This is a genomic window from Halomonas sp. BDJS001 (assembly GCF_026104355.1).
Taxonomy (GTDB): Bacteria; Pseudomonadota; Gammaproteobacteria; order Pseudomonadales; family Halomonadaceae; genus Vreelandella.
The window spans coordinates 4,603,759-4,629,272 of sequence record NZ_CP110535.1; the positions used below are offsets into that span (position 1 = coordinate 4,603,759).

The 25,514-nt window shown below is 56.6% G+C and carries 26 protein-coding genes and 1 pseudogene; 22 read left to right on the forward strand and 5 right to left on the reverse strand.

Annotated elements, in window-relative coordinates; all coding sequences use genetic code 11:
- Nucleotides 1-79 precede the first annotated feature (79 nt).
- From OM794_RS21375 to OM794_RS21420, 10 genes are all read left to right on the forward strand, one after another.
- On the forward strand, nucleotides 80-769 hold the full coding sequence (locus OM794_RS21375) for a pirin family protein (RefSeq protein WP_226246459.1): 690 nt from the start codon (nucleotides 80-82) through the stop codon (nucleotides 767-769).
- Between the two features lie 315 nt (nucleotides 770-1,084).
- The gene (tssI, locus tag OM794_RS21380; RefSeq protein WP_265154032.1) at nucleotides 1,085-3,319 is read left to right on the forward strand and encodes a type VI secretion system tip protein VgrG; all 2,235 of its coding nucleotides are present in this window, start codon (nucleotides 1,085-1,087) and stop codon (nucleotides 3,317-3,319) included.
- A gap of 3 nt (nucleotides 3,320-3,322) precedes the next feature.
- A complete protein-coding gene (locus OM794_RS21385; RefSeq protein ID WP_265153936.1) occupies nucleotides 3,323-4,477 on the forward strand; it encodes a DUF2169 domain-containing protein in 1,155 nt (384 codons plus the stop codon).
- Nucleotides 4,467-6,038: a DUF4150 domain-containing protein gene (locus OM794_RS21390; protein WP_226251449.1), complete on the forward strand. Its 1,572-nt coding sequence runs from the start codon at nucleotides 4,467-4,469 to the stop codon at nucleotides 6,036-6,038. Before OM794_RS21385 ends, OM794_RS21390 begins: the two co-directional genes overlap by 11 nt.
- Nucleotides 6,039-6,494, forward strand: coding sequence for an Imm30 family immunity protein (locus OM794_RS21395; protein WP_226251448.1), 456 nt, complete (start codon nucleotides 6,039-6,041; stop codon nucleotides 6,492-6,494).
- Nucleotides 6,495-6,659: 165 nt separating this feature from the next.
- On the forward strand, nucleotides 6,660-6,806 hold the full coding sequence (locus tag OM794_RS21400; RefSeq protein ID WP_265154033.1) for a hypothetical protein: 147 nt from the start codon (nucleotides 6,660-6,662) through the stop codon (nucleotides 6,804-6,806).
- 5 nt (nucleotides 6,807-6,811) lie between these two features.
- Nucleotides 6,812-6,973 carry a DUF2169 domain-containing protein gene (locus OM794_RS21405; RefSeq protein ID WP_413927724.1) on the forward strand — a complete coding sequence of 54 codons (162 nt, stop codon included), beginning with the start codon at nucleotides 6,812-6,814 and terminating at the stop codon, nucleotides 6,971-6,973.
- The gene (locus OM794_RS21410; RefSeq protein ID WP_265154643.1) at nucleotides 6,916-7,542 is read left to right on the forward strand and encodes a DUF2169 domain-containing protein; all 627 of its coding nucleotides are present in this window, start codon (nucleotides 6,916-6,918) and stop codon (nucleotides 7,540-7,542) included. Before OM794_RS21405 ends, OM794_RS21410 begins: the two co-directional genes overlap by 58 nt.
- Nucleotides 7,532-8,989, forward strand: coding sequence for a polymorphic toxin type 50 domain-containing protein (locus OM794_RS21415; protein WP_226250836.1), 1,458 nt, complete (start codon nucleotides 7,532-7,534; stop codon nucleotides 8,987-8,989). The genes OM794_RS21410 and OM794_RS21415 overlap by 11 nt, the downstream gene beginning before the upstream one ends.
- Before the next feature lie 8 nt (nucleotides 8,990-8,997).
- Nucleotides 8,998-9,303 (forward strand): hypothetical protein, encoded by a 306-nt coding sequence (locus tag OM794_RS21420; protein ID WP_226250837.1) that lies wholly within the window; start codon nucleotides 8,998-9,000, stop codon nucleotides 9,301-9,303.
- A gap of 86 nt (nucleotides 9,304-9,389) precedes the next feature.
- Here the strand turns inward: OM794_RS21420 and OM794_RS21425 are convergent.
- Nucleotides 9,390-9,630: pseudogene (locus OM794_RS21425) on the reverse strand (IS30 family transposase); the annotation flags it as partial.
- A 317-nt stretch (nucleotides 9,631-9,947) separates the two neighbouring features.
- The gene (gene serA / locus OM794_RS21430; protein WP_088700221.1) at nucleotides 9,948-11,192 is read right to left on the reverse strand and encodes a phosphoglycerate dehydrogenase; all 1,245 of its coding nucleotides are present in this window, start codon (nucleotides 11,190-11,192) and stop codon (nucleotides 9,948-9,950) included.
- 247 nt (nucleotides 11,193-11,439) lie between these two features.
- Here serA and OM794_RS21435 point away from each other — a divergent pair, with 247 nt between their 5' ends.
- The 7 genes from OM794_RS21435 (at nucleotide 11,440) to OM794_RS21465 (ending at nucleotide 17,084) form a co-directional block, all read left to right on the forward strand.
- Nucleotides 11,440-11,730: an exodeoxyribonuclease VII small subunit gene (locus OM794_RS21435; RefSeq protein WP_226250838.1), complete on the forward strand. Its 291-nt coding sequence runs from the start codon at nucleotides 11,440-11,442 to the stop codon at nucleotides 11,728-11,730.
- Nucleotides 11,724-12,617 (forward strand): (2E,6E)-farnesyl diphosphate synthase, encoded by an 894-nt coding sequence (gene ispA / locus OM794_RS21440; RefSeq protein ID WP_226250839.1) that lies wholly within the window; start codon nucleotides 11,724-11,726, stop codon nucleotides 12,615-12,617. The genes OM794_RS21435 and ispA overlap by 7 nt, the downstream gene beginning before the upstream one ends.
- Before the next feature lie 2 nt (nucleotides 12,618-12,619).
- Nucleotides 12,620-14,545 (forward strand): 1-deoxy-D-xylulose-5-phosphate synthase, encoded by a 1,926-nt coding sequence (dxs, locus tag OM794_RS21445; RefSeq protein WP_226250840.1) that lies wholly within the window; start codon nucleotides 12,620-12,622, stop codon nucleotides 14,543-14,545.
- A 32-nt stretch (nucleotides 14,546-14,577) separates the two neighbouring features.
- Nucleotides 14,578-15,339, forward strand: a complete 762-nt coding sequence (gene djlA / locus OM794_RS21450) for a co-chaperone DjlA (RefSeq protein WP_226250841.1) — start codon at nucleotides 14,578-14,580, stop codon at nucleotides 15,337-15,339.
- A 96-nt stretch (nucleotides 15,340-15,435) separates the two neighbouring features.
- Complete coding sequence (locus OM794_RS21455) at nucleotides 15,436-15,879, forward strand: antitoxin Xre/MbcA/ParS toxin-binding domain-containing protein (protein WP_226250842.1); 444 nt, start codon at nucleotides 15,436-15,438, stop codon at nucleotides 15,877-15,879.
- Nucleotides 15,879-16,355, forward strand: a complete 477-nt coding sequence (locus OM794_RS21460; protein WP_226250843.1) for an RES family NAD+ phosphorylase — start codon at nucleotides 15,879-15,881, stop codon at nucleotides 16,353-16,355. The genes OM794_RS21455 and OM794_RS21460 overlap by 1 nt, the downstream gene beginning before the upstream one ends.
- A gap of 105 nt (nucleotides 16,356-16,460) precedes the next feature.
- Nucleotides 16,461-17,084 (forward strand): glutathione S-transferase family protein, encoded by a 624-nt coding sequence (locus OM794_RS21465; RefSeq protein WP_226250844.1) that lies wholly within the window; start codon nucleotides 16,461-16,463, stop codon nucleotides 17,082-17,084.
- Nucleotides 17,085-17,164: 80 nt separating this feature from the next.
- Here OM794_RS21465 and cheZ read toward each other — a convergent pair whose 3' ends face one another.
- The 3 genes from cheZ to ribA form a co-directional block, all read right to left on the reverse strand.
- Complete coding sequence (cheZ, locus tag OM794_RS21470) at nucleotides 17,165-17,851, reverse strand: protein phosphatase CheZ (RefSeq protein WP_226250845.1); 687 nt, start codon at nucleotides 17,849-17,851, stop codon at nucleotides 17,165-17,167.
- Nucleotides 17,852-18,135: 284 nt separating this feature from the next.
- On the reverse strand, nucleotides 18,136-18,831 hold the full coding sequence (gene trhA, locus OM794_RS21475) for a PAQR family membrane homeostasis protein TrhA (RefSeq protein WP_226250846.1): 696 nt from the start codon (nucleotides 18,829-18,831) through the stop codon (nucleotides 18,136-18,138).
- Nucleotides 18,832-18,858: 27 nt separating this feature from the next.
- A complete protein-coding gene (gene ribA, locus OM794_RS21480; protein WP_226250847.1) occupies nucleotides 18,859-19,503 on the reverse strand; it encodes a GTP cyclohydrolase II in 645 nt (214 codons plus the stop codon).
- A gap of 249 nt (nucleotides 19,504-19,752) precedes the next feature.
- On the opposite strand from ribA, the gene hemE reads away from it, so the two are divergent.
- From hemE to OM794_RS21505, 5 genes are all read left to right on the forward strand, one after another.
- Nucleotides 19,753-20,865: a uroporphyrinogen decarboxylase gene (gene hemE, locus OM794_RS21485; RefSeq protein WP_226250848.1), complete on the forward strand. Its 1,113-nt coding sequence runs from the start codon at nucleotides 19,753-19,755 to the stop codon at nucleotides 20,863-20,865.
- Nucleotides 20,865-21,731 carry a polyamine aminopropyltransferase gene (gene speE, locus OM794_RS21490; protein WP_226250849.1) on the forward strand — a complete coding sequence of 289 codons (867 nt, stop codon included), beginning with the start codon at nucleotides 20,865-20,867 and terminating at the stop codon, nucleotides 21,729-21,731. The genes hemE and speE overlap by 1 nt, the downstream gene beginning before the upstream one ends.
- A gap of 259 nt (nucleotides 21,732-21,990) precedes the next feature.
- Nucleotides 21,991-23,016, forward strand: coding sequence for an amino acid ABC transporter substrate-binding protein (locus OM794_RS21495; RefSeq protein WP_226250850.1), 1,026 nt, complete (start codon nucleotides 21,991-21,993; stop codon nucleotides 23,014-23,016).
- Between the two features lie 101 nt (nucleotides 23,017-23,117).
- Nucleotides 23,118-24,308 carry an amino acid ABC transporter permease gene (locus tag OM794_RS21500; protein ID WP_226250851.1) on the forward strand — a complete coding sequence of 397 codons (1,191 nt, stop codon included), beginning with the start codon at nucleotides 23,118-23,120 and terminating at the stop codon, nucleotides 24,306-24,308.
- A 15-nt stretch (nucleotides 24,309-24,323) separates the two neighbouring features.
- Nucleotides 24,324-25,424, forward strand: a complete 1,101-nt coding sequence (locus tag OM794_RS21505; RefSeq protein WP_226250852.1) for an amino acid ABC transporter permease — start codon at nucleotides 24,324-24,326, stop codon at nucleotides 25,422-25,424.
- Nucleotides 25,425-25,514: the final 90 nt, after the last annotated feature.

The window sequence follows — 25,514 nt, forward strand, 5'->3', positions numbered from 1 at the left end:
GCTGAAAGCTTCACCCCACGGAGGGTCAACAAGGCGTATATTGTCACTATTACCTCTAACGTAACCTGCGGAGTACAGCATGATTATTCGTCGTTCCAACGAGCGGGGCTATGCCGACCACGGCTGGCTGCGCTCTTTCCATACCTTTTCGTTTGCCAACTACGTTGATCGCAACCATATGGGCTTTCGCGCCCTGCGCGTGATCAATGAGGATCGCGTTACGGGCGGCCATGGCTTTGGCGCCCACCCGCACCGGGATATGGAGATTATCTCCTATGTGCTGGAAGGTGAAATGGAGCACAAGGACAACATGGGCAATGGCGAGGTGATGCGCCCAGGCGATGTACAGCGCATGTCGGCGGGTACCGGGGTGCTACACAGCGAGTTCAATCACTCCAAGGAGAATGAGCTGCACTTCCTGCAGATCTGGATCGAACCCAAGCAGCTCGGCATCAAGCCCAGCTACGAGCAAAAGGCCTTCCCTGTCGCTGAGCGTCAAGGGCAATGGCGTTTAGTGGCTTCTGAAGAAGGTCGCGAGGGGTCAGTGAGCATCAACCAGGATGTCAACCTTTACGCAGGCTTGTTTAACGCTGGCGAACAGGCAACAGCACCACCTTCCCGCTACGCTTGGCTGCATGTAGTGAACGGCGAAATGGAGGTTAACGGTGAGACACTGAGCGCAGGCGATGCCGCAGCGTTTACGCCGGAAGAGTCGATCAGCCTCACGGGGAAAGAAGCGGGCGAAGTGTTGCTGTTTGATTTGGCCTAGCATTTCCCCCCCACCCAAGAACCAAAGCTGCCCTGACATTTAAATTAAAGGGCAGCCAACCTCCCAAGCAGCCTATCAACGACAAGTACACTACTGGGCTACTACTCAATACCAGTGCAACCTACCCGCAAAAGAGCGCACCTACCACACTCAAAGCCAAAAACACAACCCCATTCTTTGTAAGAGATCTCTTAAAATTTTGTAAGTGATTAATGTAACTTGCCCAAAGTGCGGGCTAAATTGGTTTAATTTCGCTTTTTTTCCGCTACCCTAACTCGTTCTCATTTAGCAGATAACGATTCAAGGAGCGGAGCGATGGCGGACAACACGGGCCTGCAGTTTACCCTGACCCTACCCGGGGCCGATGATACCGCCGTGGTTCGCTTTACCCACCGCGAAGCGCTGTCGGAGCCGTTTACCCTTGCCGTTGACTTTGCCAGCCGTACCCATGATTTGTCGCCTGCCGACTGTTTGGATCAGGAGGCAACCCTCACCATTTGGCAGGACGGCGAACCGCTACGCCGTGTCCACGGCATTATAAGTGAACTGCATCGCGGCGATCGCGGTCACCGGCGCAGCTTTTACCGGGTGGAGATTCGCCCCGCTCTGTGGCGGCTATCGCTGCGCCAAAACTCGCGTATCTTTCAAGACACCTCGCCCTATGATGCGATCACAACCTTAACCAGCGAGCGCGGTCTCACCGATGTTGAGTTTGCCACCACCCGTACGCCCCTCGACCGAGAGTTTCTGGTGCAGTATCGGGAGACCGATCTGGCCTTTATCGAGCGTGTGGCCGCCGAAGAGGGCAGCTTCTATTTCCATGAGTTTGAGAATGTTGAGGGCGGTAAACACCATTTGGTCTTTGCCGATGCCACGGTGGTACTGCCCAATATCGGCGAACGCACCTACCATAGCCGCGCCGGGGGCACGCCGCCCCGACGTCACTTGCGCAAGCTACGCCAGGTCAGCCGGGTACGGCCCGCTTCGGCCACACTCAAGGATTATAGCTTCAAGAACCCGCCTTACGCCCAGCTACACGAACACCAGGCGCCCAATCTAGGGGAGCACGCTCAGCGAGAGGATTACGAACACTACGACTACCCAGGGCGCTATAAGAAAGACGCCTCCGGCAAGCCGTTCACCCGCCACCGTCTAGAATCGCTGCGCGCTGACGCCACCACCGCCGAAGCGGAAAGCGACCTGCCGGAGCTCGCTCCTGGGATCTGCTTTACCCTGACGGATCATGATATCGACAGCCTCAACCGCGCTTGGCAGGTGGTCTCGGTGGTGCACCACGGCGAGCAGCCCCAGGCCCTGGAAGAGGACGGCATGGCGCGGGGTGGCTATGACAGTAACAATAGGGGGAGCAGCGCTGCGCAAGCAGGCGAGCTGATGACCCGCTACCACAATGAAGTGGTGATCATGCCCCGGGATCAGACCTTCCGCCCGGTGCCCAACCCCAAACCCCGGGTCGATGGCCCCCAGGTGGCCTTTGTGGTCGGGCCAGCGGGCGAAGAAATTTACTGCGATAAATATGGCCGGGTCAAAGTGCAGTTCCCCTGGGATCGCTACTCCGCCGCTAACGAAACCGCCAGTTGCTGGGTGCGCGTCGCCCAGGGCTGGGCGGGCGGTGGTTACGGTAGTATGGCGATCCCCAGGATCGGGCATGAGGTCATTTTGTCGTTCTTAGAGGGAGACCCGGACCAGCCGCTGATCACCGGGCGCACCTACCACGCGGTTAACCGGCCGCCTTACCCACTGCCTGCCTACAAAACCCGCACGGTCATCCGCACCCAAAGCCACAAGGCGGACGGCTTTAACGAACTGCGCTTTGAAGATGAAGCGGGCGAAGAGCAAATCTGGGTGCACGCCCAAAAAGACCTCGACCTGCTGACCCTTAACGACCGCACCGAGGACATCAAGCGCGACAGCACCCTGCATGTCTTTCGTGATCGCACCACCGACATCGACCGCGACGAAACCCGCACCGTTCATCGCCATGAAGTCCACACCGTGCATGGCAACGAGACCCATACCGTGGACGGTAACGAAACCTTTACCGTGCACAAGAACCGCCGCAAAACGGTGGATGGCAACGAAACCGACCGCATCGGCAAAAACTGGTCGAGCAAAGTCGGCAAGAACAAAACCGAAACCGTTGGCAAGGCGTACCTGCAGAACGTTGGCATGGGCCGCATGGAAAACGTCGGCCTGGGCTACAGCCTCAACGTTGGGGCGATCATGAACACCCTGGTCGGGCTCAGCAAGAGCACTCAGGTGGGGCTCAACCACTCGCTCAATGTTGGACGCAATATCACCCTCAAGGCCGGCAACCAGCTCACCCTGCAGGTAGGCAACAGCCGGCTGGTGCTCACTGAGGACGCCATCTACCTGGATGCCGGCGAGATCCACGTCAAGGCGGGCACCAAGGTACACGTCGACGGCCCCGATGACGTCCTGCTCAACACCGGCACGGCCCAGCCCGCACCGGGAAGTGCCGAGGAAAGCGATGGCCCTGAACCAAGCGACGCTAAGTCGCCGGGGTGGTAGTCCATGGCGCAAGTGATTAATCCAACGTCGTTCCCCCATGCGCTGTATCGCAAGCTCGGCCCGGGCGACCAAGAGTATGACGTGGTGGTGGTACGCGCCACTTACCGCTTCACCGAAGACAACTGGCCGCTGTTTGAAGCCAGCCACCAGCAGCCGATTCGCTGGCATCCCACGCTAGAGGGTGACAGCGACAACCTGTATGCCCAGGTCATCACCGATGACCGCGACGTGCTGCTCGGCAAACTCAGCACCGAAGTGCACGTGCATGGCACGCTGCGCTCGCCCACCGGGCGACCGCGCAGCACCTGGCAGGTGCGGGTGCAGGTAGGCCCAGTGGACAAACGCCTGATCGTACGCGGTCCGCGGGAGTTCCGCTGGCAACTCCTCGGCGGCTGGCGGGTCACTGACCCCACACCGGTGAACGAGGTGCCGCTGGACTACCGCTATGCCTTCGGCGGCCACTATAGCCTGCCCGACGAGGACGCCCTCACCAACACGCTCTACTACCCCGATAACCCCGCCGGACGCGGCTGGTTGCCGTCCCGCGCGGACTACAAGCGGGTATCCAGCGAGGTTGCCCGGTACCTCAAGCCCGACCTGAACGCCGTCACCCGGCTACCCGCGCCCCAACTGGAAGATCCGGACTGGCTGGTCACCTCACCCTTTGACCGTCCGGCCCCGGCAGGCTTTGGGCCCATCGCCCCCTGGTGGGAGCCCCGGGTCAGTTACCAAGGCACTTTTGATGACCACTGGAGAACCCAGCGGCTGCCCTATTGGCCCGAAGACTTCGACTACCGCTTTCACCACAGCGCCCCGGCGGATCTGGTCGCGCCTGACTACCTGCGCGGGGACGAACTGATGATCCTCACCAACTGCCTAGCCAATAGCCGCGCGATCACGGTGGGAGATCGCCAACGCTTTCGCCACCGCACCCGGCTACCCGGCATCGCCCTGCAAGCCCTCACCGAACACGCCAGTGGCCAGCGCGGCAATACACCGCTAGCCCTCGACAGCGTGGTGATCGACCTGGATCGGGAAGACGTTAGCCTCACCTGGCGGGCACTGTTTCCGCTCGATGACCCGCTCAAGCAGGTACGCATCCGGCGCACACCGCTGACAGCGACCTCATCCACCGGAGGAGCGCGCCATGTCGGATAACGCGCACGAGCTAGCCCCCATGTGTGTGACACCTGACGGACTGTGCGAAGAGGGCGACGGCCCACCCGGTGCTGACAGCAGCACACCGCGCGATACCCAGGGAGAGTCACCTCAAGGCGAAACCCTTAGCGGCCAAGCCCGTCACGCCGGTAATGCGGAGGCCCGATGGAGAGCGTTGACCAGCCACCCTGATTTTTGTCAGGTGGGCGACAAGATTGTGGGTTTCGATTCCTGTGCAACGTTGGGCAACCCCGTCAACTACTCGCCCAACGTGATCACCGCCGGGCAACGCACCTACCGGGTCGGCGATTTATGCCAAGGCACCGAGGGCAACGCCGGATCGGGGGTGGGCTCCGGCACCTCCCAGGGCAGCGGCCACGTGCTGTTCATGACTGGGCACGACAACGTCAAAGCCAACGGCCAGCCGGTCGTGCGTGACGGCAGCGAAAGCATGATCAACTGCAACGCCGCCGGGGTAGGCGGCGCCAAGGGCTATGTCCACACCAACACCGAAAGCGTCAACAGCCAGCCCGAAGAGAGCAGCGAGCCGCTCAGCGAAGCCGAGCGGTTTCAGCAACAGGGCGAAGCCAACCTAGAACGCGTGGGTGAGCTACGCGACGCTCTGAATGACAACCCGAACGGCAAAACCGCTGCTGAGGCAGAAGCCCTCTATGCGGAGGTGCAGCAATTAGTCGGCGAAACCCGCGCTCAACAAGACGCCCTGATGGATGCGCTAAGGGAAGGGCGCATCAGCGGTAACGACTATATCGAGAGTAGTTTTGAGGTCGATGAGGCTGCTAATCGTGCAGCAGATATGCAGCAAGAAGCCGAGCGCCAAGTGCGCTATAGCTCCTCATCCGGCCAGTCGGCCCGCGCAGCGGGCGAGTTTGCCGCCGAAGTTGCCACCCCGTATGGCACCTATTTGGATATCAAAGATACGGTACAGTTATGGGGAGAGGGCCGCTATCTCGCTGCATCTGGGATGACTCTGCTAACGGCAGTATCGGTTATTCCGGGGGTAAGGCTTCTACGTAAGGCGGATGACGTCGCGGACGTTGTACGGAGCACTGATAGAGCAGGGGATGCGGCGGGTAGTGCCAATAGGGGCGGGACGTCAAGTAGCAACGAAGGGCTGCGGGTAGAGCAAAATTCCACTAATATGGAAGGTGGTGGTCATAATCAGTTGCTGCCAGGAGAAGGGGATGTCGCTCCTTATAGAGTGCTTCAAGCTGCCGGTACTAAGGGGGATAATATTACTCCTCACCACATCCCTTCTGCTAGCCATATGGCAAATCATGGTGTCAATAGAAAGGATGGGATTTCTATTAACATGGAGCAACCTACACCTGGAGTGGGAGGTAGGCATAGGCGAACTTTTACATACGGCACGAGAGCAGATAGTGGCATGATGCCTCGAGATGCTTTGGCTGCAGGAGTCAGAGATGCACGCCGCATTTACCAGCAGGATGGTTTATATGACAGCTATATAAGGCGGCAGCTACAAGAGCTTGTTCGGCAGAACAAGACCACACATCCAATTATTTTTAGGAGGGGTAGATAAATGTCAGAAGAAGCGCTTCAGGAGGCACTCAAAGAGCTCGAAAGAAAAATTGATGGTGGTGAGGTTCAAGAAATTGATAGGGTTATTTCAAAAATAACCTTATTCGGTAGCGCTTCGAGTATTAAGCCGTTGCTCTGTTTACTTCGCGATGACGCTTTATATGATGAGGGGATGTATTCACTTATTCATGCTGCAGAGTCGTTTGATGATCGAACCTATACTTGTGAACTTCTCGATGCTTTACCAACTATGTGCCATACCTCTCCCGCTTGGGCATCTATCGTAATTATGAGAGTTCTTAATAGCGATTCTGCGCGGGGGCAGTTGACGTTACAAGCACGGAATGCCAATCAGGATGCGAAGAAGTCTTTGGCTTGGTTGTTGGAACAGATTAATAATGAGAGCCCGGCGTTTCTCTCAAAGACAGTCGCACCTCTTATTGCCGCAAAAGGATAGATAAAATAATAATTAATTCAATATTAGATACAATCAATTTTAATGTTAATGCGATTTCGTCGCTAGAGTGTTTCTTGCGATAAGTGTCTATGCAAAAGTAGATCAGATATGAAGTGCAGGTAATTGATTTGCATGTGTTTTAGCTTATATATGGAAACTTAGTTAATGCGCTCGCCCACCGGGCAACCGCGCAGCACCTGGCAGGTACGGTTACAGGTAGGCCCGGTAGACAAACGCCTGATCGTGCGCGGCCCCGGGAGTTTCGTTGGCAACTGCTCGGTGGCTGGCGGGTCACTGACCCCACACCGGTGAGCGAAGTGCCGCTGGACTACCGCTATGCCTTCGGTGGGCACTACCGCCTGCCCGAGGGGGACGCCCTCGCTAACACACTCTACTACCCCGACAACCCCGCCGGGCGCGGCTGGTTGCCGTCCGCGCGGACTACAAGCGGGTATCCAGCGAGGTCGCTAGGTACCTAAAACCCGACCTCAACGCCGTCACGCGGCTACCCGCACCTCAACTGGAAGACCCGGACTGGCTGGTCACCTCACCCTTTGAGCGTCCGGCTCCGGCAGGCTTTGGCCCCATTGCCCCCTGGTGGGAGCCCCGGGTCAGCTATCAAGGCACCTTCGACGAGCACTGGAGAACCCAGCGCTTACCCTACTGGCCAGAAGACTTCGACTACCGCTTTCACCACAGCGCCCCGGCGGATCTGGTCGCCCCCGATTACCTGCGCGGGGACGAACTGATGATCCTCACCAACTGCCTGCCCAATAGCCGGGCGATTACGGTGGGGGATCGTCAACGTTTTCGCCACCGCACCCGGTTACCCGGCATCGCCCTGCACGCCCTCACCGACCACGCCAGCGGCCAGCGCGGCAATACCCCGCTGGCCCTCGACAGCGTGGTGATCGACCTGGATCGGGAAGACGTCAGCCTCACCTGGCGGGCGCTGTTCCCGCTCGATGACCCGCTCAAGAAGGTACGCATTCGGCGCACACGGCTGGCGGCGACCTCATCCACCGGAGGGGTACGCAATGTCGGATAGTAGCCTAACCATCTGCATCGGCGATCAAAGCCCCTGCGAAGGCGATGATAAGGCCACCAACGCAGGCACGCCCGAAGACACTTCCGCGGCAGCCCCTCAAGGCGAACCCCTTAGCGGCCAGGCTCGCCACGCCGGTAATGCGGAGGCCCGCTGGAGAGCGTTGACCAGCCACCCTGATTTTTGTCAGGTGGGCGACAAGATTGTGGGCTTCGATTCCTGTGCAACGTTGGGCAACCCCGTGAACTACTCACCCAACGTGATCACCGCCGGGCAACGCACCTACCGGGTCGGTGACCTGTGCCAAGGCACCGAGGGCAACGCCGGGTCGGGAGTGGGCTCCGGCACCTCCCAGGGCAGTGGCCACGTGCTGTTCATGACCGGGCACGACAACGTTAAAGCCAACGGGCAACCGGTCGTCCGCGACGGCAGCGAAAGCATGATCAACTGCAACGCCGCCGGGGTAGGCGGCGCCAAGGGCTATGTCCACACCAATACCGAAAGCGTCAACAGCCAGCCCGAAGAGACCAGCGAACCGCTCAGCGTCGCCGAGCAATTACAGCAAGAGGCACAAGCCAACCTGGAACGCGTAGGCGAACTACGCGAGGCCCTGAACGACAACCCCACCGGCAAAACCTCGGAACAAGCCCTGGCATTGCGGGCACAGGTAGAGGAGCTTGCCCAGACGGTGGAGCACCAGCAGCAAGCGATGATGGAGGCCAGGCGCAACGGCACCCTCTCCGACGATGAGCTGCATGATTTGATGGACTACACCAATGAAACCACCGTCAGTGTCCTAGATTTGCAAGATAACGCTGGACGACAGACCGCGCGTGCCAATGCAAAAGGGACATGGGTTGATTTTCTTATTGGTTTCAACCCGGTTATAGCGGGAGCACAGTTGCTTGAGGGAGTGGGAGATGGTGTCAGGTCAGGCCAATACGGCCAGGCCATGTTGCCTGTGTTACTTGACAGCACCCCCATTGGGCGCTCGCTCGGCTCCATGGTTAAAAAGGTGTTTGGCGGTTTCAAAAAGCCCAAGAGGGTTGACAGAGATTCGTCTAGTAGTTCGGCTAACCCGCGAGAATCTGGTCAGGACAACGAAGGGCTCCGGGTGGAGGAAAATTCCGGTAATGTTAGGAGGAGGCTACCCGTTCCTGAGAACTTGCCGGAAAATATTCATCCTGGTCAACAGGGTAAGCATATACCGGGACACAACAACTTTACTCCTGGGCGTTCGCCACTAGCTGAGGGTATAAACCCGCAACAACTGCTTGATGGTGTACACGATGGCACTCACTCTATTGTTAGAATGACTCCTAGGGGGCAGCCTGTAGTTGACTTCGGTAAAACCATTGGTCAATTTGAAGGCAATGGCACTCAATTTGGAATAATACATCACGGCAAGAATGGAGCGCATATCGTTCCCGCAAACCCGATACAATTTTGAGGTTATTTATGAATTTACCAGGATGGTTGGTTTTATGGGTCTGGCAAGCTTTAATCGGAGAAATCTACCCTGAGATCCGAGCGATTGCTTTACGTTACGATGCAAATAAAAATTTACTTATTCGATATTATTTTGACCGTGAGCCAACAGAGGATGATGTGGAATCTATAGAGTGTGTTATCACAAATATTCTGGCTCATACTTCATCAAATGAGCAGATTAGAAATATTGAAGAAGAGGCCATATTTTCAGAACAGAAAATAGCTGATTTGGATTTGTTGGATGGCTTGGTATATGCGAGGAGAGAATACTGAAAGTGTTTAATATTTTGATCAGCAATGTACCTTTGCATAAATTTTCGTACGCTCAAGGTCGACGGCCTCAAGCGCCAACTGCAACACTATTGAAGAGTACTCGGGACGACGACGGATTTCTTAAGTATCTCGGCATAGACTTCCAACGGCGTTCGCCACTTCAGTGTCTTGCGTGGCCGAATATTGAGGTAATCTCGTCGAGTTATCCCTGGCTGTAGACCGACAGATTTGTGCCCCTCAGTAGGTACTGTCTCAATAGCCCGCTGGTGTTGAGGGGGCGCCCAACCGCTTGGAACCCCGCTGCCATGGGCTATACGAGTCGGCAAACAGAGCCTGGGCAGTTGCCCTGCGCAACCCGCAAGCCAGTAGAGCTATTAATATGGCGCACTGGGGCGAATAAGCCTCTGCTCACAGCAAGGTGATCCGGCCTCCAAAGCACTCATCTACAACTACGCCGCCGGAGGCTTGATCGGCAGCCTGCACGGCGACCTCGCTCACCGCTATCGCGTGGCTGCCGAATCGGCTAGCTGCACCATCGACTATGGTCACCACGGCTTTCTGGCAAACGTCATCAATACTCTGAAGAAAAGCAGACTAAAACGGCCCCTACAATGAGGGGCGTTTTGTACCTCTGACGCTAAGTTTTAGCTATTCTGCGCCGAATAAAGAGCACGAATCTTCAGCGTATGCTCCACCTGCTTCAATGCTTCGAGCGCCTGGGGGCCGTAAGCTTTATCTACGTCAATGACCACATAGCCGACTTTTTCATTGGTTTGCAGGTACTGACCTGAGATGTTGATGCCGTTTTCAGACAGCACGCGGTTGATCTGCGAGAGCACACCCGGCACGTTATCGTGAATATGCAGCAGACGGTGCTTGTCCGGGTGAGCGGGCAGCGCGACTTCTGGGAAGTTGACCGAGGTCACCGTGGTACCGTTATCAGAGTAAGTGATCAGTTTTTCTGACACTTCGATACCGATGTTCTCCTGGGCTTCCAGAGTAGAACCACCTACGTGCGGCGTCAGAATCACGTTTTCCAGGCCGCGTAGCGGGCTCTGGAACTCCTCGTTGTTGCCTTTCGGTTCAACTGGGAAGACATCAATCGCGGCGCCGTTAAGCTTGCCAGCCTTAATCGCCTCAGCCAGCGCATCAATTTCCACCACGCTGCCGCGGGCAGCGTTAATCAAGATAGCGCCTTGCTTCATGGCAGCGATCTCTTTCGCGCCAATCATCCAGCGGGTAGAGGCAAGGTCGGGCACGTGCAGGCTGACCACATCGGCCCGGCCCAGAAGCTCTTCAAGGCTGCCTACTTGGCTGGCATTGCCCATGCCTAGCTTGGCAACTACATCGTAAAAAATGACGTTAAAGCCTAGCGACTCGGCCAACACAGAGAGCTGGGCGCCGATGCTACCGTATCCCACAATACCCAGCGTTTTACCGCGCGCTTCGTGGGAGTTTTTCGCGGACTTCAGCCAGCCGCCCTGGTGGGCGCGGGCATTTTTCTCGGGGATACCGCGCAGCAGCATAATCGCTTCTGCCAGCACCAGCTCGGCCACCGAACGGGTATTGGAGTAAGGTGCGTTAAATACCGCGATACCGCGAGCAAGGGCGGCAGTCAGATCAACCTGATTGGTGCCAATACAGAAACAGCCAACGCCGACCAGTTTTTCAGCCGCTTCGAACACTCGCTCAGTGAGCTGGGTGCGGGAGCGAATACCGATGAAGTGAACATCACGGATCTTGTCGATCAGCGCGTCTTCATCAAGGGATGTAGGCAGATGCTCGATATTTTCATAACCGGCGTTGTGAAAATTGTCCACCGCACTTTGGTGGACGCCCTCGAGTAGCAGGATCTTGATCTTGCTCTTGTCCAGGGACGTTTTGGCCATGGCTGAATCAACCTCTATGGTCGGCGGCATGCGCCGTGTATCGGTTCACGGGAGGCGCATATCGTAGCACAACCCGCGCCGTTCAGGCCGGGTGCGAATGATGAAAAGTCTGCGTGCAGACGATGAATGGATCGCAAGTCGCGCAATAAGCTGCACTGAAGAGGGCAGACGCCGCCCCCCGGCCTCGGTGTATACTGTGGGCTTATTTAAGCTTATTAAAAAACATACCGGTTTGTAGGCACCCCCAATGAGCGACACGACACCACCCCCGCAGGACTTTGCCGCGACGGTTGAGCAACTCGAATCCATCGTTGAACGTCTTGAGTCAGGCGAGCTCTCATTGGAAGATGCACTGACCGCGTTTGAACAGGGCGTGCGGCTAACCCGCGATGCCCAGCAGCGTCTGGATAGCGCCGAACTTAAGGTGCGGGCGCTGAGTGAAGACAGCGAAGGACGTTTAAACGTCGCACCCTTCGCTGGCCCCGACGACCTCAAGGATGCGGCCGAGGATGATAGCAAGGAGACGCCACCATGGTAGCCGTGCAGCCTAGCCAGCTTACTACCCTGCGCCAGACCAGCAATGCCCGTGTAGATGCCACCCTGGCGGCGCTGTTTGATAGCCGCCCTGCGGTAGCGCCGCGACTTGAAGCCGCCATGCGCCATGGCCTGCTGGCCGGTGGCAAACGCCTGCGCCCGCTGCTGGTCTATATGGCCGGTCACGCGCTGGGGGCTGAAGACAGCGCCCTGGACGCCCCTGCCGCGGCCATAGAGTTAATCCACGCCTACTCGTTGATCCATGATGATTTACCCGCTATGGATGACGACGACCTTCGCCGTGGTCAGCCCACGGTGCATAAAGCCTTTGATGAAGCGAGCGCGATTCTGGCCGGCGATGCCCTGCAGGCGCTTGCTTTCGAAGTGCTGGCCAGCAACGCTCACCCCCGGCTGGGCCATTTGGTGCACACCCTGGCCTCTGCCGCTGGCCGTGATGGCATGGTGGCGGGGCAGGCGCTGGATTTAGACGCCGTTGGTGGCCACCCGGATGTCGATGCCCTGGCCCATATGCACGCCCATAAAACCGGCGCTCTGATTGTCGCCGCTGTGCGCTTGGGCGGTCTGGTTGCCGTTGAAGACTCCGACCCCCGCTTAACGGCGCTGACTCGCTACGCCCGCGCCATTGGTCTAGCCTTTCAGATTCACGACGACATCCTGGATGTGACCGGCGACACCGTTACCCTAGGCAAAACATCAGGCGCCGATGCCGCCCGCGCCAAGCCCACCTACCCCAGTCTGCTGGGGTTAGAGGGCGCTCAGCGCAAAGCGCACAGCCTGATTGACGAGGCCATTGCCGCGCTCGCCCCGCTGGGCGAACGTGCTGCACCGCTGGCCGACTTAGCCCACTATATGATCGAGCGCGACCACTAAAGATGCCCATGAAGCTGTTCGACGAAATCCCCCGCGAGCGCCCCACGACGCCGCTGCTCGACTCCTTTGACCACCCCGCCGCGCTGCGGGCCATGAACGCCAAACAACTCGCCCAACTGGCTGATGAGCTGCGCGCCTACCTGCTTTATAGTGTGGGTGTTTCCGGCGGCCACTTTGGCGCTGGACTCGGCGTGGTTGAGCTGAGCGTTGCTCTGCACCATATCTACCAAACGCCCAATGACCGACTGGTGTGGGACGTAGGCCATCAGGCCTACCCGCACAAGATTCTCACTGGCCGCCGCGAGGCAATGCTCAGTATTCGCCAGCACGGCGGCTTGGCGGCGTTTCCTCGCCGCGCCGAGTCCGAGTACGACACCTTCGGTGTAGGCCACTCCAGCACGTCGATTTCGGCGGCGCTGGGAATGGCGCTGGCAGCCAAGGCACAGGGCGATAAGCGCCGTGTGTGCGCGATTATTGGCGACGGTGCACTCACCGCTGGCATGGCCTTTGAAGCCCTGGCCCATGCGGGCCACGTAGATGCCAACCTGCTGGTGATTCTCAACGACAACGAGATGTCGATTTCAGAGAACGTCGGCGGCATGGCGACCTATCTTGCCCGGGTGCTCTCCAGCAAGCCTTATCTGAAAATACGCGAAGAGAGCAAAAAAGTGCTTTCCCACCTGCCCGGCGCACTAGAACTGGCCCGGCGCACCGAAGAGCACATGAAAGGCATGGTCAGCCCCGCCACGCTGTTTGAAGAGATGGGCTTTAACTACGTAGGCCCCATTGATGGCCACGATCTCGACGCGCTCACCGATACGCTCGAAAACCTGCGCGACCTGGACGGCCCACAGTTTCTGCATATCAAAACAGTCAAAGGCAAAGGCTTCCTGCCCGCCGAGGCGGATCAGATTGGCTACCACGCCATTACCAAGCTGGAGAAGCCCAATACATTATCCAATGCGAATGCAGCCAAGAGACCGGTGGTGACCCCACCACCGGCCAAGAAAAAGTACTGCAATGTGTTCGGCGACTGGCTCTGCGACATGGCAGCCGCTGATTCACTCCTGATGGGCATCACCCCCGCCATGCGCGAAGGCTCCGACCTGATTCGCTTCTCAAAAGAGTACCCAGAGCGCTATTTTGATGTGGCGATTGCCGAGCAGCACGCGGTAACCCTCGCCGCGGGTATGGCCTGCGACGGCATGAAACCGGTGGTCGCGATCTACTCCACCTTTCTACAACGCGGCTATGACCAGTTGATTCACGACGTCGCGGTGCAGAACCTGGATGTTACTTTCGCCATTGACCGCGCAGGCTTGGTGGGCGAAGACGGTCCCACCCACCACGGCAGTATGGATCTCTCTTTCCTGCGCTGTGTGCCAGGCATGGTGATTCTGGCCCCGGCGGATGAGGCTGAGTGCCGCGCTATGCTGAGTGCCGCCTATCACCACCCCGGCCCCGCCGCGGTGCGCTACCCCCGCGGCACTGGCCCAGGCGTGGAGATCCCCGCGCACCTTGAGCCACTGGCCATTGGTAAAGCGGAAGTACGCCGCCATGCCGCCAACGATGGGGTGCGTATTGCGCTGCTCGCCTTTGGCAGCCTCAATAGCGCCGCAGCAGAAGTCGCCGAACGACTCAATGCTACCCATATCAATATGCGCTCCATCAAACCGCTGGATCGCGATGCGGTGCTTCACGCCGCCGATGAGCATGAACTGCTGGTGACCCTGGAAGAGAACGTGATTGCCGGTGGCTCAGGCAGCGCTGTCAATGAACTACTCCACGCCGAAGGCGTTCAGGTAGAAGTGCTCAACCTCGGTCTACCGGACGCCTTTGTAGAGCATGGCACGCCTGCGCAGCTGCTTGCCGACTGCCAGCTGGATAGCGATGGTATTGAGCAGGCTATTCGCGCCCGACTTCCGTAAACCATTATTTTTAAATTACTTTTGAGATCAACATGCTATTTCTTATTATTATCTTTGCCTTGATTGGCCTTGCGTTTGGTGGCCCGGTGGGCCTCCTGATTGGCGGTGGTCTGGGCTGGTGGCTAGGCAAACGCCTTAGCCGTCGTCTGAATATCGCCCGCATGCGCATCCAGGAGGGCTTTCTGGAGTCGATCTTCTCTGTGATGGGTTGCCTGTGCCAAGCAGACGGCAAAGTGACCGAAGGCGAACTAGACGTTGCCGAAAAGCTGTTTGACCAGATGCGCCTGCAGGGCGAACAGCGTGCCAAGGCCCGCGCCGCCTTCGAGCGTGGCCGCGCCGATGACTTTAATCTCGATGCCGAACTGGCGGCCGTTAACCGCCTCACTCAGCGCCAGCCGGTGCTGCGTCAGGTGTTTATCCAGGTTCAGCTCACGGCCATCGCCGCCGATGGCGTGCTTCACCCCGCCGAGCACGAGATGATTCTGCGCGTCGCCCGGGGCGTAGGCTGTAGTGATGCGGAAGTCCAGCAGATCGAAGCGATGCTCCACGGCGCCGCCGCTAATTCCCAGGGCGCCAGCGAAGAGGCCCTCAAAAACGCTTACCGCGTGCTCGGCGTTTCTGAAGACGCCAGCGATGCAGAGATCAAAAAAGCCTACCGCCGCCTAATGAGCCAAAATCACCCGGACAAACTCGCCGGCAAAGGCCTCCCCGACAGCATGCGCGACGTCGCCCAAGCACGCACCAGTGAAATCGGCAACGCTTATGAGCGGATTCGTGAGGCGAGAGAGGGATAAAGGGAAAAGAGCCTCAGAAAGCGCTGAAAACATTTTGATGGCAAGCCATCATCAAAATGATGCATACTTCGATAGCGTTCAGCGAAGGAGGTGCTTATGGAAGCGCTCGAACATTATTCCAATAGCCAGCAAGCTGTTAGTGGCGTTAGCGTCTCGGTTAATGTGCTGACGGATAAGATCGCCTTTATTCACGCGGTGCGCGTCGGCGTCCCGGGCAGCGTGGTAAAACAAGCGATTCAGGCAATGGGCAATAATCGTGAACTGTTTGTCAGACTGCTGGAAACCACACCAGGCAATTTGCATCGCTTCTACCATCGCAAAGCACTAAGCCGCACCGACAGCGAAGAGGTACTGGATGTGTTGCGCGTGCTTTACCATGCTCAAACTGTTTTTGGCGATAACACTAAAGCCCATGAGTGGCTAAATACGCCGATTCCTGCGCTGGCGGGCGAGACGCCCTTGAATCTTTTTGATACTTTCGAAGGTCGCCAGTTAGTGAGGGAAGCGCTGCGTAAAATTGAGTTCGGTGAATTTAGCTAATGAAGCTATACCGCATCGCTCCCGAACGCTATATGAATAATTTAAGCGGCCTTGGCGCCAGCTACCGGGATGGCGCAAGGTGGAACGCTCCAGGCAACCCTGTCGTCTATTTCGGCACCTCTGCCAGCGTAGCGATGCTGGAACTCGGTAATTATCTGCCCTCTCCCCGCTTGCTACCCGCCAACTACCGGTTAGGTATTTTCGAGCTACCCGACGATACCGGTAGGGAAACCTGGCCCCAGCACCAGTTACCGGACGATTGGCACCACTACCCCTACCCTGAAAGCACTCAAACACTAGGCACTGCATGGCTGCAGCGTTGCGATACGCTGATGCTGCTAGTTCCCAGCTGTGCTGTACCCGGGGCAATGGAGAATATTGCCGTCATTAACCCTCTCCATCCCGCCATTACCGATATTCACTTAATAGACACTCGCCAAGACATTTATAACCAGCGCTTATTTAGGGGCATTTAAGCTTAATTTTATAGATCGCAGTGCGGCCTGTTAGGCCTCTACTACATTTAGAAAAAAACGTCGCAAAGAAAGCAACGAGAAGATTAAGAGCACTAAGGAGCCGTAATGATCACGCTATACACTTTCCCCCACTCCCGCTCGCTACGCGCAGCGTGGACGCTTGAAGAGTTAGGCCTAGAGTATCAGTGCCAGCACGTAGCGCTGGATAAAGGTGAGGGCCAAACAGCCGAACATTTAGCGCGCCACCCGGACGGTAAGGTGCCGGTGATAAAGGATGGCGAACTCACCCTCTTTGAGTCAGCGCCGATTTGCCGTTACCTGGCGGAGCAGTATGGCGATGGTACGCTGCTGCCCAGCGATCCCGCCGCCCGCGCTCAGGTCGACCAGTGGCTTAGCTTTATTGTTACGGAAATTGAGCAGCCACTGTGGAGTCAGGCCAAACATAAATTCGCCCTGCCTGAAGATAAGCGCGTGACGGCTGTGCTGCCGACCTGCGCCTGGGAGTTTCAGCGTGCGCTAAGCGCCCTCGAGCGTCGCTACAACGGTCAAGAAAACCTGGTGGGCAATACTTTTACCCTCGCGGATCTGTTTTTAGCCCATACCTTATCGTGGGCGATCAGCATGAAGCACCGCTTACCCGAGCCGCTGATGGCCTATCGCGAACGCCACATACGACGCCCCGCGATGGCTAAGGCAATTGAGAAAGAGCAGGCAGCCGCGAAGGGTTAATCAAAGTAAACGACAGCTAAGCGCTTTCAAAACCGTTGCTGGCAGCGCATGGCAACGGTTGTTTGCAGGTCTGAGTGCCCCTAAAAGCCAAGTTCATCAAGCAAATCATCGACCTGATCCTGGCCTGACACTGCGTCAACCTTGTTTTCGCCCACCTGGGGGCCATTGCGCAGCTTGGCATGTTCATCGCGGTCATCTTCAAGCTTAACGCCATCGGTGACGTTAGGCACATTATCCACTAACACCTGAACAAGCTGCTCTTCGATGAGCTTGATGACTTCCATCATTTTCTTGATCACCTGGCCGGTGAGATCCTGGAAGTCCTGAGCCATCATGATTTCAAGCAGCTCTTTTTGTGTAGCCCCGGTTGCGCTGGGAAGCTTGCTGTTCAAAAAGTCCTGGGTGTCTTCGACGAGACTGGGATCACCCTCTACCGCCGCGAGCTGGGCGGCCGCTAACTGCCAGCGCTTATTAAGCGCAGCGCCCTCCTCCTCGAGACTGTCTTGCACAGGTTGCGCACGCTCAACGGCATTCAAGGCCCGCTCTGCTGCCTGCTCCGTCATGGAGGCAACATAATTGAGTCGGTCATTGGCATCCGGTATTGCTTGCGCCGCCTGGGTAATCTGCTGATCTAAGCCCAGCTCTTTCATGCTGTCCCGCAGCAGGCGCGTCAAGTGGCCTATGCGATGCACCATTTCATCAGTACTGTCTTTTTTGCCCAGTACCGACGGCATGGTCGTGTCGTGGGCGTTGTTAACAGTGCTCATGACAATCCTCTTGTTGGAAAATCTTGTTGAATGTCGTTTTGGGTTTGGCGATAGACATCACTATGCGAATCCGCTGTGGTTTTTCAGGCCATTCGGCGTTAAATACATCCAGGTCAGCATTTAACCCTATTACTACTTTCGGCTTAATATCTTAAAACTTAAGTTTTCGGCTTAGTTTACAGAGGGATTCTACGATTTACAGGAATTTTCGACCCGCTAAAAAGCCAACCAATAAGGTAGGCAAATCGAAAAAGGAGAGTGATTCGACGTCAGGCTATTAACCGCTACGCAGCCGAAACGTGGGGCAACACGGCATTATAAACGGCAAAGTAGTGGCAGACGCTTCCGGCGACCACAAACAGATGCCAGATCGCATGGTTGTAGGGGATCGCGCGCACGGCGTAAAAAATAACGCCTAGTGTGTAGGTGATTCCACCCGCAGCAAGCAGGACGATCCCCGTTGTCGATAGACTCGTTGCCATCTCGCCTGAGGCCAGCACGATCAACCACCCCATAAGCAGGTAAATCGCCACGCGCAATATCGAAAAGCGCTGTGGCCACAGCAGTAGGCAGGCAATGCCCACCAGCGCCAGCGACCATACAGCAGCAAACAAAACCCAACCCGTAGTGCCACGCATATTGACGAGTAAAAAAGGTGTGTAAGTCCCTGCGATGAGTAGATAAATCGCACAGTGATCAAGCAGCTGAAAGCGCTGCTTCCAGCGCTGGTGAGGGATGCCGTGGTAAAGGGTTGACGCGGTATACAGTAGAACCAGGGTGGTGCCGTACAGGCTCAAGCTGACAATTTTCCACGGATCCACATGAGCAGCAACGCTGGCCGCCACCAACAGCACGACCATACCTACCAAGCTAAGCACAGCACCGATACCGTGGGTGATGCTGTGCAGCCACTCTTCGACAACGCTGAATTCGCTCTGCTTTTCAGCAGATACATCAGATGGGTCACGTACGGCTTTCATTCTGAGGCTCTCCTGACATCCCATGCCTCACTCATATCCCCCCTTACGCTCAATATCCACTGCGCTGGCGTGGGTGAAATCATCCAGCGCCATCATGTGGCCAAGCTTGCCCGCTTTGGTGGATAGATACTGCTCGTTATGGGGGTTAAGCCCGGTGGTGATCGGCAGGCGTTCGACGACATTCACGCCATCGCGGGTTAGGGCATCCACCTTGCGCGGGTTGTTGGTCATTAATCGCAGTGATGTAATGCCCAGATGGTTAAGCATTGGCACGCACAGGTCATAGCGGCGCATGTCAGCGCCAAAGCCGAGCTGCTCGTTGGCCTCGACCGTATCTGCCCCCTGATCCTGCAGGTGGTAAGCGCGAATTTTGTTCAAGAGGCCAATGCCGCGCCCCTCTTGGCGCAGATAAAACAGTACGCCACGGCCCTCTTCAGCAATGCGTTTGAGCGCTTCCTGAAGCTGATAGCCGCAGTCGCAGCGCATGGAAAAGAGCGCATCACCGGTCAAGCACTCGGAATGCACCCGCCCCAGTACAGGCTCATCGCCGGTCACATCACCCAGGGTTAGGGCGATATGATCCTTGCCGGTGGCCTCGTCCTCGAAACCATGCATGGTGAATGTTGCCCAGGGCGTTGGCAGCTGGGAAGCGGCTATGAAGCGAATGGTCACAGGATACCTCGCGGATTAACCAAACGAGTGTTGGCAAAGTGGGCAGCTATTCTACCAGGAAGCGGCCCCCGCCTCACGCTGGCAAAGCGGCTAAAATCGATTAGTTAGGCGAGAAAAATTGGCCGGGTGCGACGATTTTGCCACTGAGTAGACCGCCCTGGCGCTTATCTTCAAGTACAATTGCCCGCATACGTTCCCAAGTACATACACCGAGTACAATGCGGGCAAATTTCTTAAGAGCAAGTGTCTATGACCACTACACCGTTACAAAATGATCGTTTTCTTCGCGCGCTAGCGCGCCAGCCTGTCGACCGCACCCCGGTATGGATGATGCGCCAAGCGGGTCGCTACCTGCCTGAATACCGCACCAGCCGTGCTGATGCGGGCAGCTTTATGGATCTGTGCCGCAATCATGATCTGGCCTGCGAAGTCACCCTGCAGCCCTTGGAGCGTTACCCGCTGGACGCGGCCATTCTGTTTTCAGATATTTTGACTATCCCCGATGCCATGGGGTTGGGGCTCTATTTTGAAACCGGCGAAGGGCCTAAATTTCGCAAAACCGTGCGCACCTCAGAAGAAGTGGCGGCACTCAGCGTTCCTGATGCGGAGCGCGACCTGGATTACGTGATGCGCGCGGTGTCAACCATTCGCCGCGAGCTGAACGGTCGCATGCCGCTGATCGGCTTCTCCGGTAGCCCCTGGACACTGGCAACCTACATGGTGGAGGGAGGTTCCAGCAAGGACTTCCGCCATCTAAAAACCATGCTCTACGATACCCCGGATACCATGCACCAGTTGCTGGATACGCTGGCTCATGCGGTGACTGACTACCTGAACGCCCAAATTCGTGCGGGTGCGCAGGCGGTGCAGATTTTTGATACTTGGGGCGGCGCGCTCTCGACGCCGGCTTATCTTGAGTTCTCGCTGCGTTATATGGAGCAGATCGTCTCCGGCTTGATTCGCGAGCACGACGGACGCCACGTACCGGTCATTCTGTTTACTAAAAACGGCGGCCAGTGGCTTGAGCATATCGCCTGCGCCGGTGCCGACGCGCTGGGTATCGACTGGTCAACCGAACTTTCTGATGCGCGCGCTCGTGTTGGCCACAAAGTAGCACTACAAGGGAATCTGGATCCTAACGTGCTGTTCGCCCGCCCCTCGGCTATCCGCGCCGAAGTGGCTCGGGTGCTGGAGAGCTACGGCCACGGCCCTGGCCACGTGTTTAACCTGGGTCATGGTATCAGCCAGTTTACCAACCCAGATAACGTCACCGCCTTTATGGAGGCGCTGCACGAACTCAGCCCGCAGTATCACCGCGATATCCCAACGCACACCAATGCACAGCACTCAGGAGCCAATTGATGAGCGATTTACGCGACGACCAGTGGTTTACCGAAGTCTTTGATAGCCACGGCAGCGCTTTCTCACTGAAGATATCTGAAAAACTGTTGGATGTGCAGAGCCAGTACCAGCATCTGGAGGTCTACGCTACCGAGACCTACGGTAACCTAATGGTGCTGGATGGCTGCGTGATGTTGACCGATCGTGATAACTTCCTCTATCACGAGATGATTGCGCACCCGGCGCTGTTTACCCACCAGGATCCCAAACGGGTGGTGATCATTGGCGGTGGCGACTGCGGCACCTTAAAAGAGGTGCTGCGCCACCCGAGTGTTGAGAAAGTTACCCAAATTGATATCGACGAAGAGGTTACCAAGGCGTCTGAGCGTTTCTTCCCGTCGTTGGTAGAATCGAATAACGACCCGCGGGCTGAGCTGCTGTTCGCCGACGGCGTCAAGTGGGTGGACGATGCACCTGATGAGAGCATCGATGTGCTGATTATCGACTCCACCGACCCGGTTGGGCCCGCTGAAGGGCTATTTAAAACCGATTTTCTCAAGCGTTGCCACCGTATTTTGAAAAGCGGCGGCGTAATGGTGCAACAGAGCGAGTCACCGCTTTATCACAGCGGCTCGATCATCCGTGAGTTGCGCAACGACATGCTAAAAGCAGGTTTTGACAGCGTTGCCACGCTGCCCTTCCCGCAGCCAGTTTACCCATCGGGCTGGTGGAGCGTGACATTGGCGGGTAAAGCCACTGATGTTAACGCCTTCCGCGAACAGGCAGCCGCCAGCCACGACCTGCCCCTTGAGTACTACAGCGTTGAAGCCCATCGTGGCGCCCTCGCCCTACCGCCATTTATGCGCAAGGCCTTTGCCCCCGAGTAAACCCTCGGCCGTTTTGCCCACCTTTTCATCACCGCCCACTCCAGCTTGCCCCACAAAGGTGCAAACTGGAGTGGACGCTTGCCTTTCTTGCACCTAGACCTTCGTCTCGAATTCGTTGAGTAGCGTTGAAAAGCGCTGAATTAACGCCTGTACCCTTGTTGGCATCTTCCTTGCTAGGTTTAGTTACATGCTACGGCATGCACAACTATTTCAATGGCTGATTTCAATAACCAATTTCAAGAACTTCGAGGGAAACTAAATGTTCAATAAAAAACACCTAGTGCTGCTGGCATCTGCTGGCTCACTTAGCCTAGCGGGAATGGCAACTGCTCAAGCCGACACCCTGGAAGATACCATTGAGCGTGGCGCCGTTCAGTGTGGTGTGAGCGATGGTTTGCCGGGCTTCTCAGCTCCGGACGACGACGGTAACTGGCAAGGTATCGACGTTGATGTATGCCGCGCTGTCGCGGCAGCGGTACTCGGCGACTCAGAGGCCGTCAACTACATTTCACTCAACGCTGTGGAGCGCTTCACCGCCCTACAATCAGGTGAAGTCGACGTTCTATCACGTAATACCACTTGGACCACTACCCGCGATACTACTCTGGGCCTGAACTTCACCGGGGTTACTTTTTACGACGGCCAGGGCTTCATGGTATCCCGTGACCTGGGTATTACCGGTGCTGATGAGCTCGACGGCGCCTCCATCTGCATTCAGTCGGGCACCACTACCGAGCTGAACCTGGCTGACTACTTCCGTGCTAACGACATGGAGTTCAACCCAATTGTTTTTGATACCTCTGAGCAAACCGTGGGTGGCTATCAAGCCGGCCGCTGTGACGTGCTAACGTCTGATACCTCTCAGCTGGCAGCGCTACGTATTCAGCTAGATGACCCTGAAGCATCGATGATTCTGTCTGACGTTATTTCCAAAGAGCCGTTGGGCCCTGTGGTTCGTCAGGGCGACGACCTTTGGTTCAACATCGTTAAGTGGTCACTGTTCGCGATGATTAACGCCGAAGAATACGGCGTCACCAGTGAAAACGCTGAAGAAATGCTTAACTCAGAAGATCCCAACATCGCTCGTTTGCTGGGCCAAGACGGCAACTACGGCGAAGGCATGAACCTTGAAGCAGACTGGGCTTACAACATTATTAGCCAAGTCGGTAACTACGCTGAAAGCTTCGAACGTAACGTAGGCATGGGCTCTCCGCTTGAAATTGAGCGTGGTGTTAACGCCCTGTGGACTGACGGTGGCTTCCAGTACGCTCCCCCGATTCGCTAAGCGTCTCGCTTGACCCCGGCCCGCCGCCCTCTTCACAGATTTCTGTTTAAAGGGCTTGGCGGGCCATTTGATTGACCTTCCGTGTTGCGGAGACGCCATCCATGTCTGTAAGACCCAACATTCGCCCCGCCGGCCATAAGCCGCCGTTCTGGCGAGACCGCGCTAAGCGCGCACTTATTTTCCAGCTCATTTTAATCGCCGTTGTGGCGGCTTTCCTGATCTATATTATCGGCAATACCCAAGCCAACCTGAACGCCCGCGGCATCACGACCGGCTTTGGCTTCCTGGGCAACACAGCCGGCTTTGGTATTGGTCAAACCTTAATCGAGTACTCCTCCCAGAGCACCTACGGCCGAACCTTTGTGATTGGCTTGCTCAATACACTGCTGGTCGGTGGACTTGGGGTGCTAGCTGCCTCGATTATTGGTTTTATCGTCGGTATCGCACGACTATCACCCAACTGGCTGATCGCCAAACTAGCCAACGCTTATATCGAAACGTTTCGTAATATCCCGCTGCTGCTGCAAATTTTCTTCTGGTACTTCGCGGTACTACGTACCTTGCCCAGTGCCAGAGAGAGCATGGCGTTCGGCGAAGCCATTTTTCTCAATGTACGTGGTTTATTCCTGCCTCAACCGCTATTTGAATCAGGCTTTGGGCTAATCCCCATCACCTTTGTAGTGGCAATCATTGCCAGTATTGCGCTGATTATCTGGAACAAACGCCGCCACGAAGCAACCGGTAAACGGCTACCTGCTGGCTGGATATCGCTGGTGATTATCTTCGGCCTGCCCCTGCTGGTACTGGTGGCTACCGGGGTACCGGTGACCTGGGAAATGCCTGAGCTTACTGGCTTCAATTTCCGTGGCGGGGTAACCGTTATCCCGGAATTTCTAGCGCTCTGGTTAGCACTCTCGATCTATACTGCCTCGTTTATTGCCGAAATCGTGCGCTCAGGCATCCAGGCTATTCCCCATGGTCAAACGGAAGCTGCCCAGGCATTGAGCTTGCCGCGCAATCTAGTGCTGCGCCTAGTGGTGATTCCACAAGCCATGCGAGTCATCATTCCGCCGCTCACCAGCCAATACCTTAACTTGATTAAAAACTCATCCCTGGCCACCGCCATCGGCTACCCCGACCTGGTATCGGTTTTTGCCGGTACTACGCTCAACCAGACGGGTCAGGCAATTGAAGTCATTGCCATGACCATGGCGGTTTATCTGATCATCAGCTTGCTGGTGTCCATGTTCATGAACTGGTTCAACGCTCGCGTTGCGCTGGTCGAACGCTAGGCCGGAGGCGACCCCATGATTCACAATAAAGAAACCATACCTCAGCGCCCGGCACCAAAAGGTACCATTGGCCCAATTGCCTGGCTACGCAGCAATCTGTTCAATGGCCCCATCAATAGCATTTTTACGCTGCTGGGCCTGTACGTGCTGTACCTACTCGTGGTGCCAACGGTTCAGTGGGCATTTATTGATGCCGACTGGGTGGGCGATAGCCGTGAAGATTGCTCTCGGGTAGGCGCCTGCTGGGTATTCGTCAATGCACGTTTTTCCCAGTTTATGTACGGCCTCTATCCAAGCAGTGAGTACTGGCGCGCCAATATTGTGTTCGCCATGTTTGCGGGCATTATTGCCTGGATGGTCATCCCACGGCTGCCATTTAAGCGCTGGATGGCACTGTTTGCCCTGTTGATCTTCCCGGTAATCGCCTATGTGCTGTTACACGGCGGCTACTTCGACCTACCGCGTGTTCCCACCCACCGCTGGGGCGGCTTAATGCTGACGCTGCTACTGGCAAGTGTAGGGATGATTGGTGCGCTTCCTATCGGCATCGTACTTGCCCTTGGGCGACGCTCGAACATGCCTATCGTCAAAACATTCTGCGTGATCTTTATTGAGTTTTGGCGCGGCGTGCCACTGATCACCATTCTGTTTATGGCCTCGGTGATGCTCCCGCTGTTCCTGCCGTCAGAACTTAGCGTCGATCGCCTTGTACGCGCCTTGATTGGCCTGACGCTGTTCCAAAGCGCCTACATGGCCGAAGTGATACGCGGTGGTTTACAGGCGATTCCCAAAGGGCAGGATGAAGCGGCTGCGGCGCTGGGCATGACCTACTGGAAACGCATGGGGCTGATCGTCATGCCGCAGGCGCTAAAAATGATGATTCCCGGTATCGTTAACACCTTTATCTCACTGTTTAAAGACACCACCCTGGTGATGATCATCGGGCTGTTTGACCTGTTGGGCATTGTGCAAGCGGCGCTTTCGGACTCACGCTGGCTGGGCTTCTCGATAGAGGGGTATGTATTTGCCGCGTTCGTCTTCTGGATTTTCTGTTTCAGCATGTCGCGCTACAGCCAGTACTTAGAGCGCAAGCTAAACACCGGCCATAAGCGCTAGTTCGAGTTTAAGTACGAGTGCCGAATCTCTTTACGTTTTGAGTAGGATTTCAACATGACACAAGCAGCCACCAGCACCTCTGACACCAGT

Coding starts and splice junctions, on each gene's coding strand:
- OM794_RS21455 (WP_226250842.1), top strand. CDS start 15,436: ATGGAAGCGCTCGAACATTATTCCAATAGCCAGCAAGCTGTTAGTGGC.
- cheZ (WP_226250845.1), bottom strand. CDS start 17,851: ATGAGCACTGTTAACAACGCCCACGACACGACCATGCCGTCGGTACTG.
- OM794_RS21435 (WP_226250838.1), top strand. CDS start 11,440: ATGAGCGACACGACACCACCCCCGCAGGACTTTGCCGCGACGGTTGAG.
- speE (WP_226250849.1), top strand. CDS start 20,865: ATGAGCGATTTACGCGACGACCAGTGGTTTACCGAAGTCTTTGATAGC.
- OM794_RS21500 (WP_226250851.1), top strand. CDS start 23,118: ATGTCTGTAAGACCCAACATTCGCCCCGCCGGCCATAAGCCGCCGTTC.
- ispA (WP_226250839.1), top strand. CDS start 11,724: ATGGTAGCCGTGCAGCCTAGCCAGCTTACTACCCTGCGCCAGACCAGC.
- OM794_RS21395 (WP_226251448.1), top strand. CDS start 6,039: ATGTCAGAAGAAGCGCTTCAGGAGGCACTCAAAGAGCTCGAAAGAAAA.
- OM794_RS21495 (WP_226250850.1), top strand. CDS start 21,991: ATGTTCAATAAAAAACACCTAGTGCTGCTGGCATCTGCTGGCTCACTT.
- OM794_RS21390 (WP_226251449.1), top strand. CDS start 4,467: ATGTCGGATAACGCGCACGAGCTAGCCCCCATGTGTGTGACACCTGAC.
- OM794_RS21415 (WP_226250836.1), top strand. CDS start 7,532: ATGTCGGATAGTAGCCTAACCATCTGCATCGGCGATCAAAGCCCCTGC.
- OM794_RS21460 (WP_226250843.1), top strand. CDS start 15,879: ATGAAGCTATACCGCATCGCTCCCGAACGCTATATGAATAATTTAAGC.
- OM794_RS21375 (WP_226246459.1), top strand. CDS start 80: ATGATTATTCGTCGTTCCAACGAGCGGGGCTATGCCGACCACGGCTGG.
- OM794_RS21465 (WP_226250844.1), top strand. CDS start 16,461: ATGATCACGCTATACACTTTCCCCCACTCCCGCTCGCTACGCGCAGCG.
- serA (WP_088700221.1), bottom strand. CDS start 11,192: ATGGCCAAAACGTCCCTGGACAAGAGCAAGATCAAGATCCTGCTACTC.
- trhA (WP_226250846.1), bottom strand. CDS start 18,831: ATGAAAGCCGTACGTGACCCATCTGATGTATCTGCTGAAAAGCAGAGC.
- tssI (WP_265154032.1), top strand. CDS start 1,085: ATGGCGGACAACACGGGCCTGCAGTTTACCCTGACCCTACCCGGGGCC.
- hemE (WP_226250848.1), top strand. CDS start 19,753: ATGACCACTACACCGTTACAAAATGATCGTTTTCTTCGCGCGCTAGCG.
- djlA (WP_226250841.1), top strand. CDS start 14,578: ATGCTATTTCTTATTATTATCTTTGCCTTGATTGGCCTTGCGTTTGGT.
- OM794_RS21385 (WP_265153936.1), top strand. CDS start 3,323: ATGGCGCAAGTGATTAATCCAACGTCGTTCCCCCATGCGCTGTATCGC.
- OM794_RS21400 (WP_265154033.1), top strand. CDS start 6,660: ATGCGCTCGCCCACCGGGCAACCGCGCAGCACCTGGCAGGTACGGTTA.
- OM794_RS21420 (WP_226250837.1), top strand. CDS start 8,998: ATGAATTTACCAGGATGGTTGGTTTTATGGGTCTGGCAAGCTTTAATC.
- OM794_RS21505 (WP_226250852.1), top strand. CDS start 24,324: ATGATTCACAATAAAGAAACCATACCTCAGCGCCCGGCACCAAAAGGT.
- dxs (WP_226250840.1), top strand. CDS start 12,620: ATGCCCATGAAGCTGTTCGACGAAATCCCCCGCGAGCGCCCCACGACG.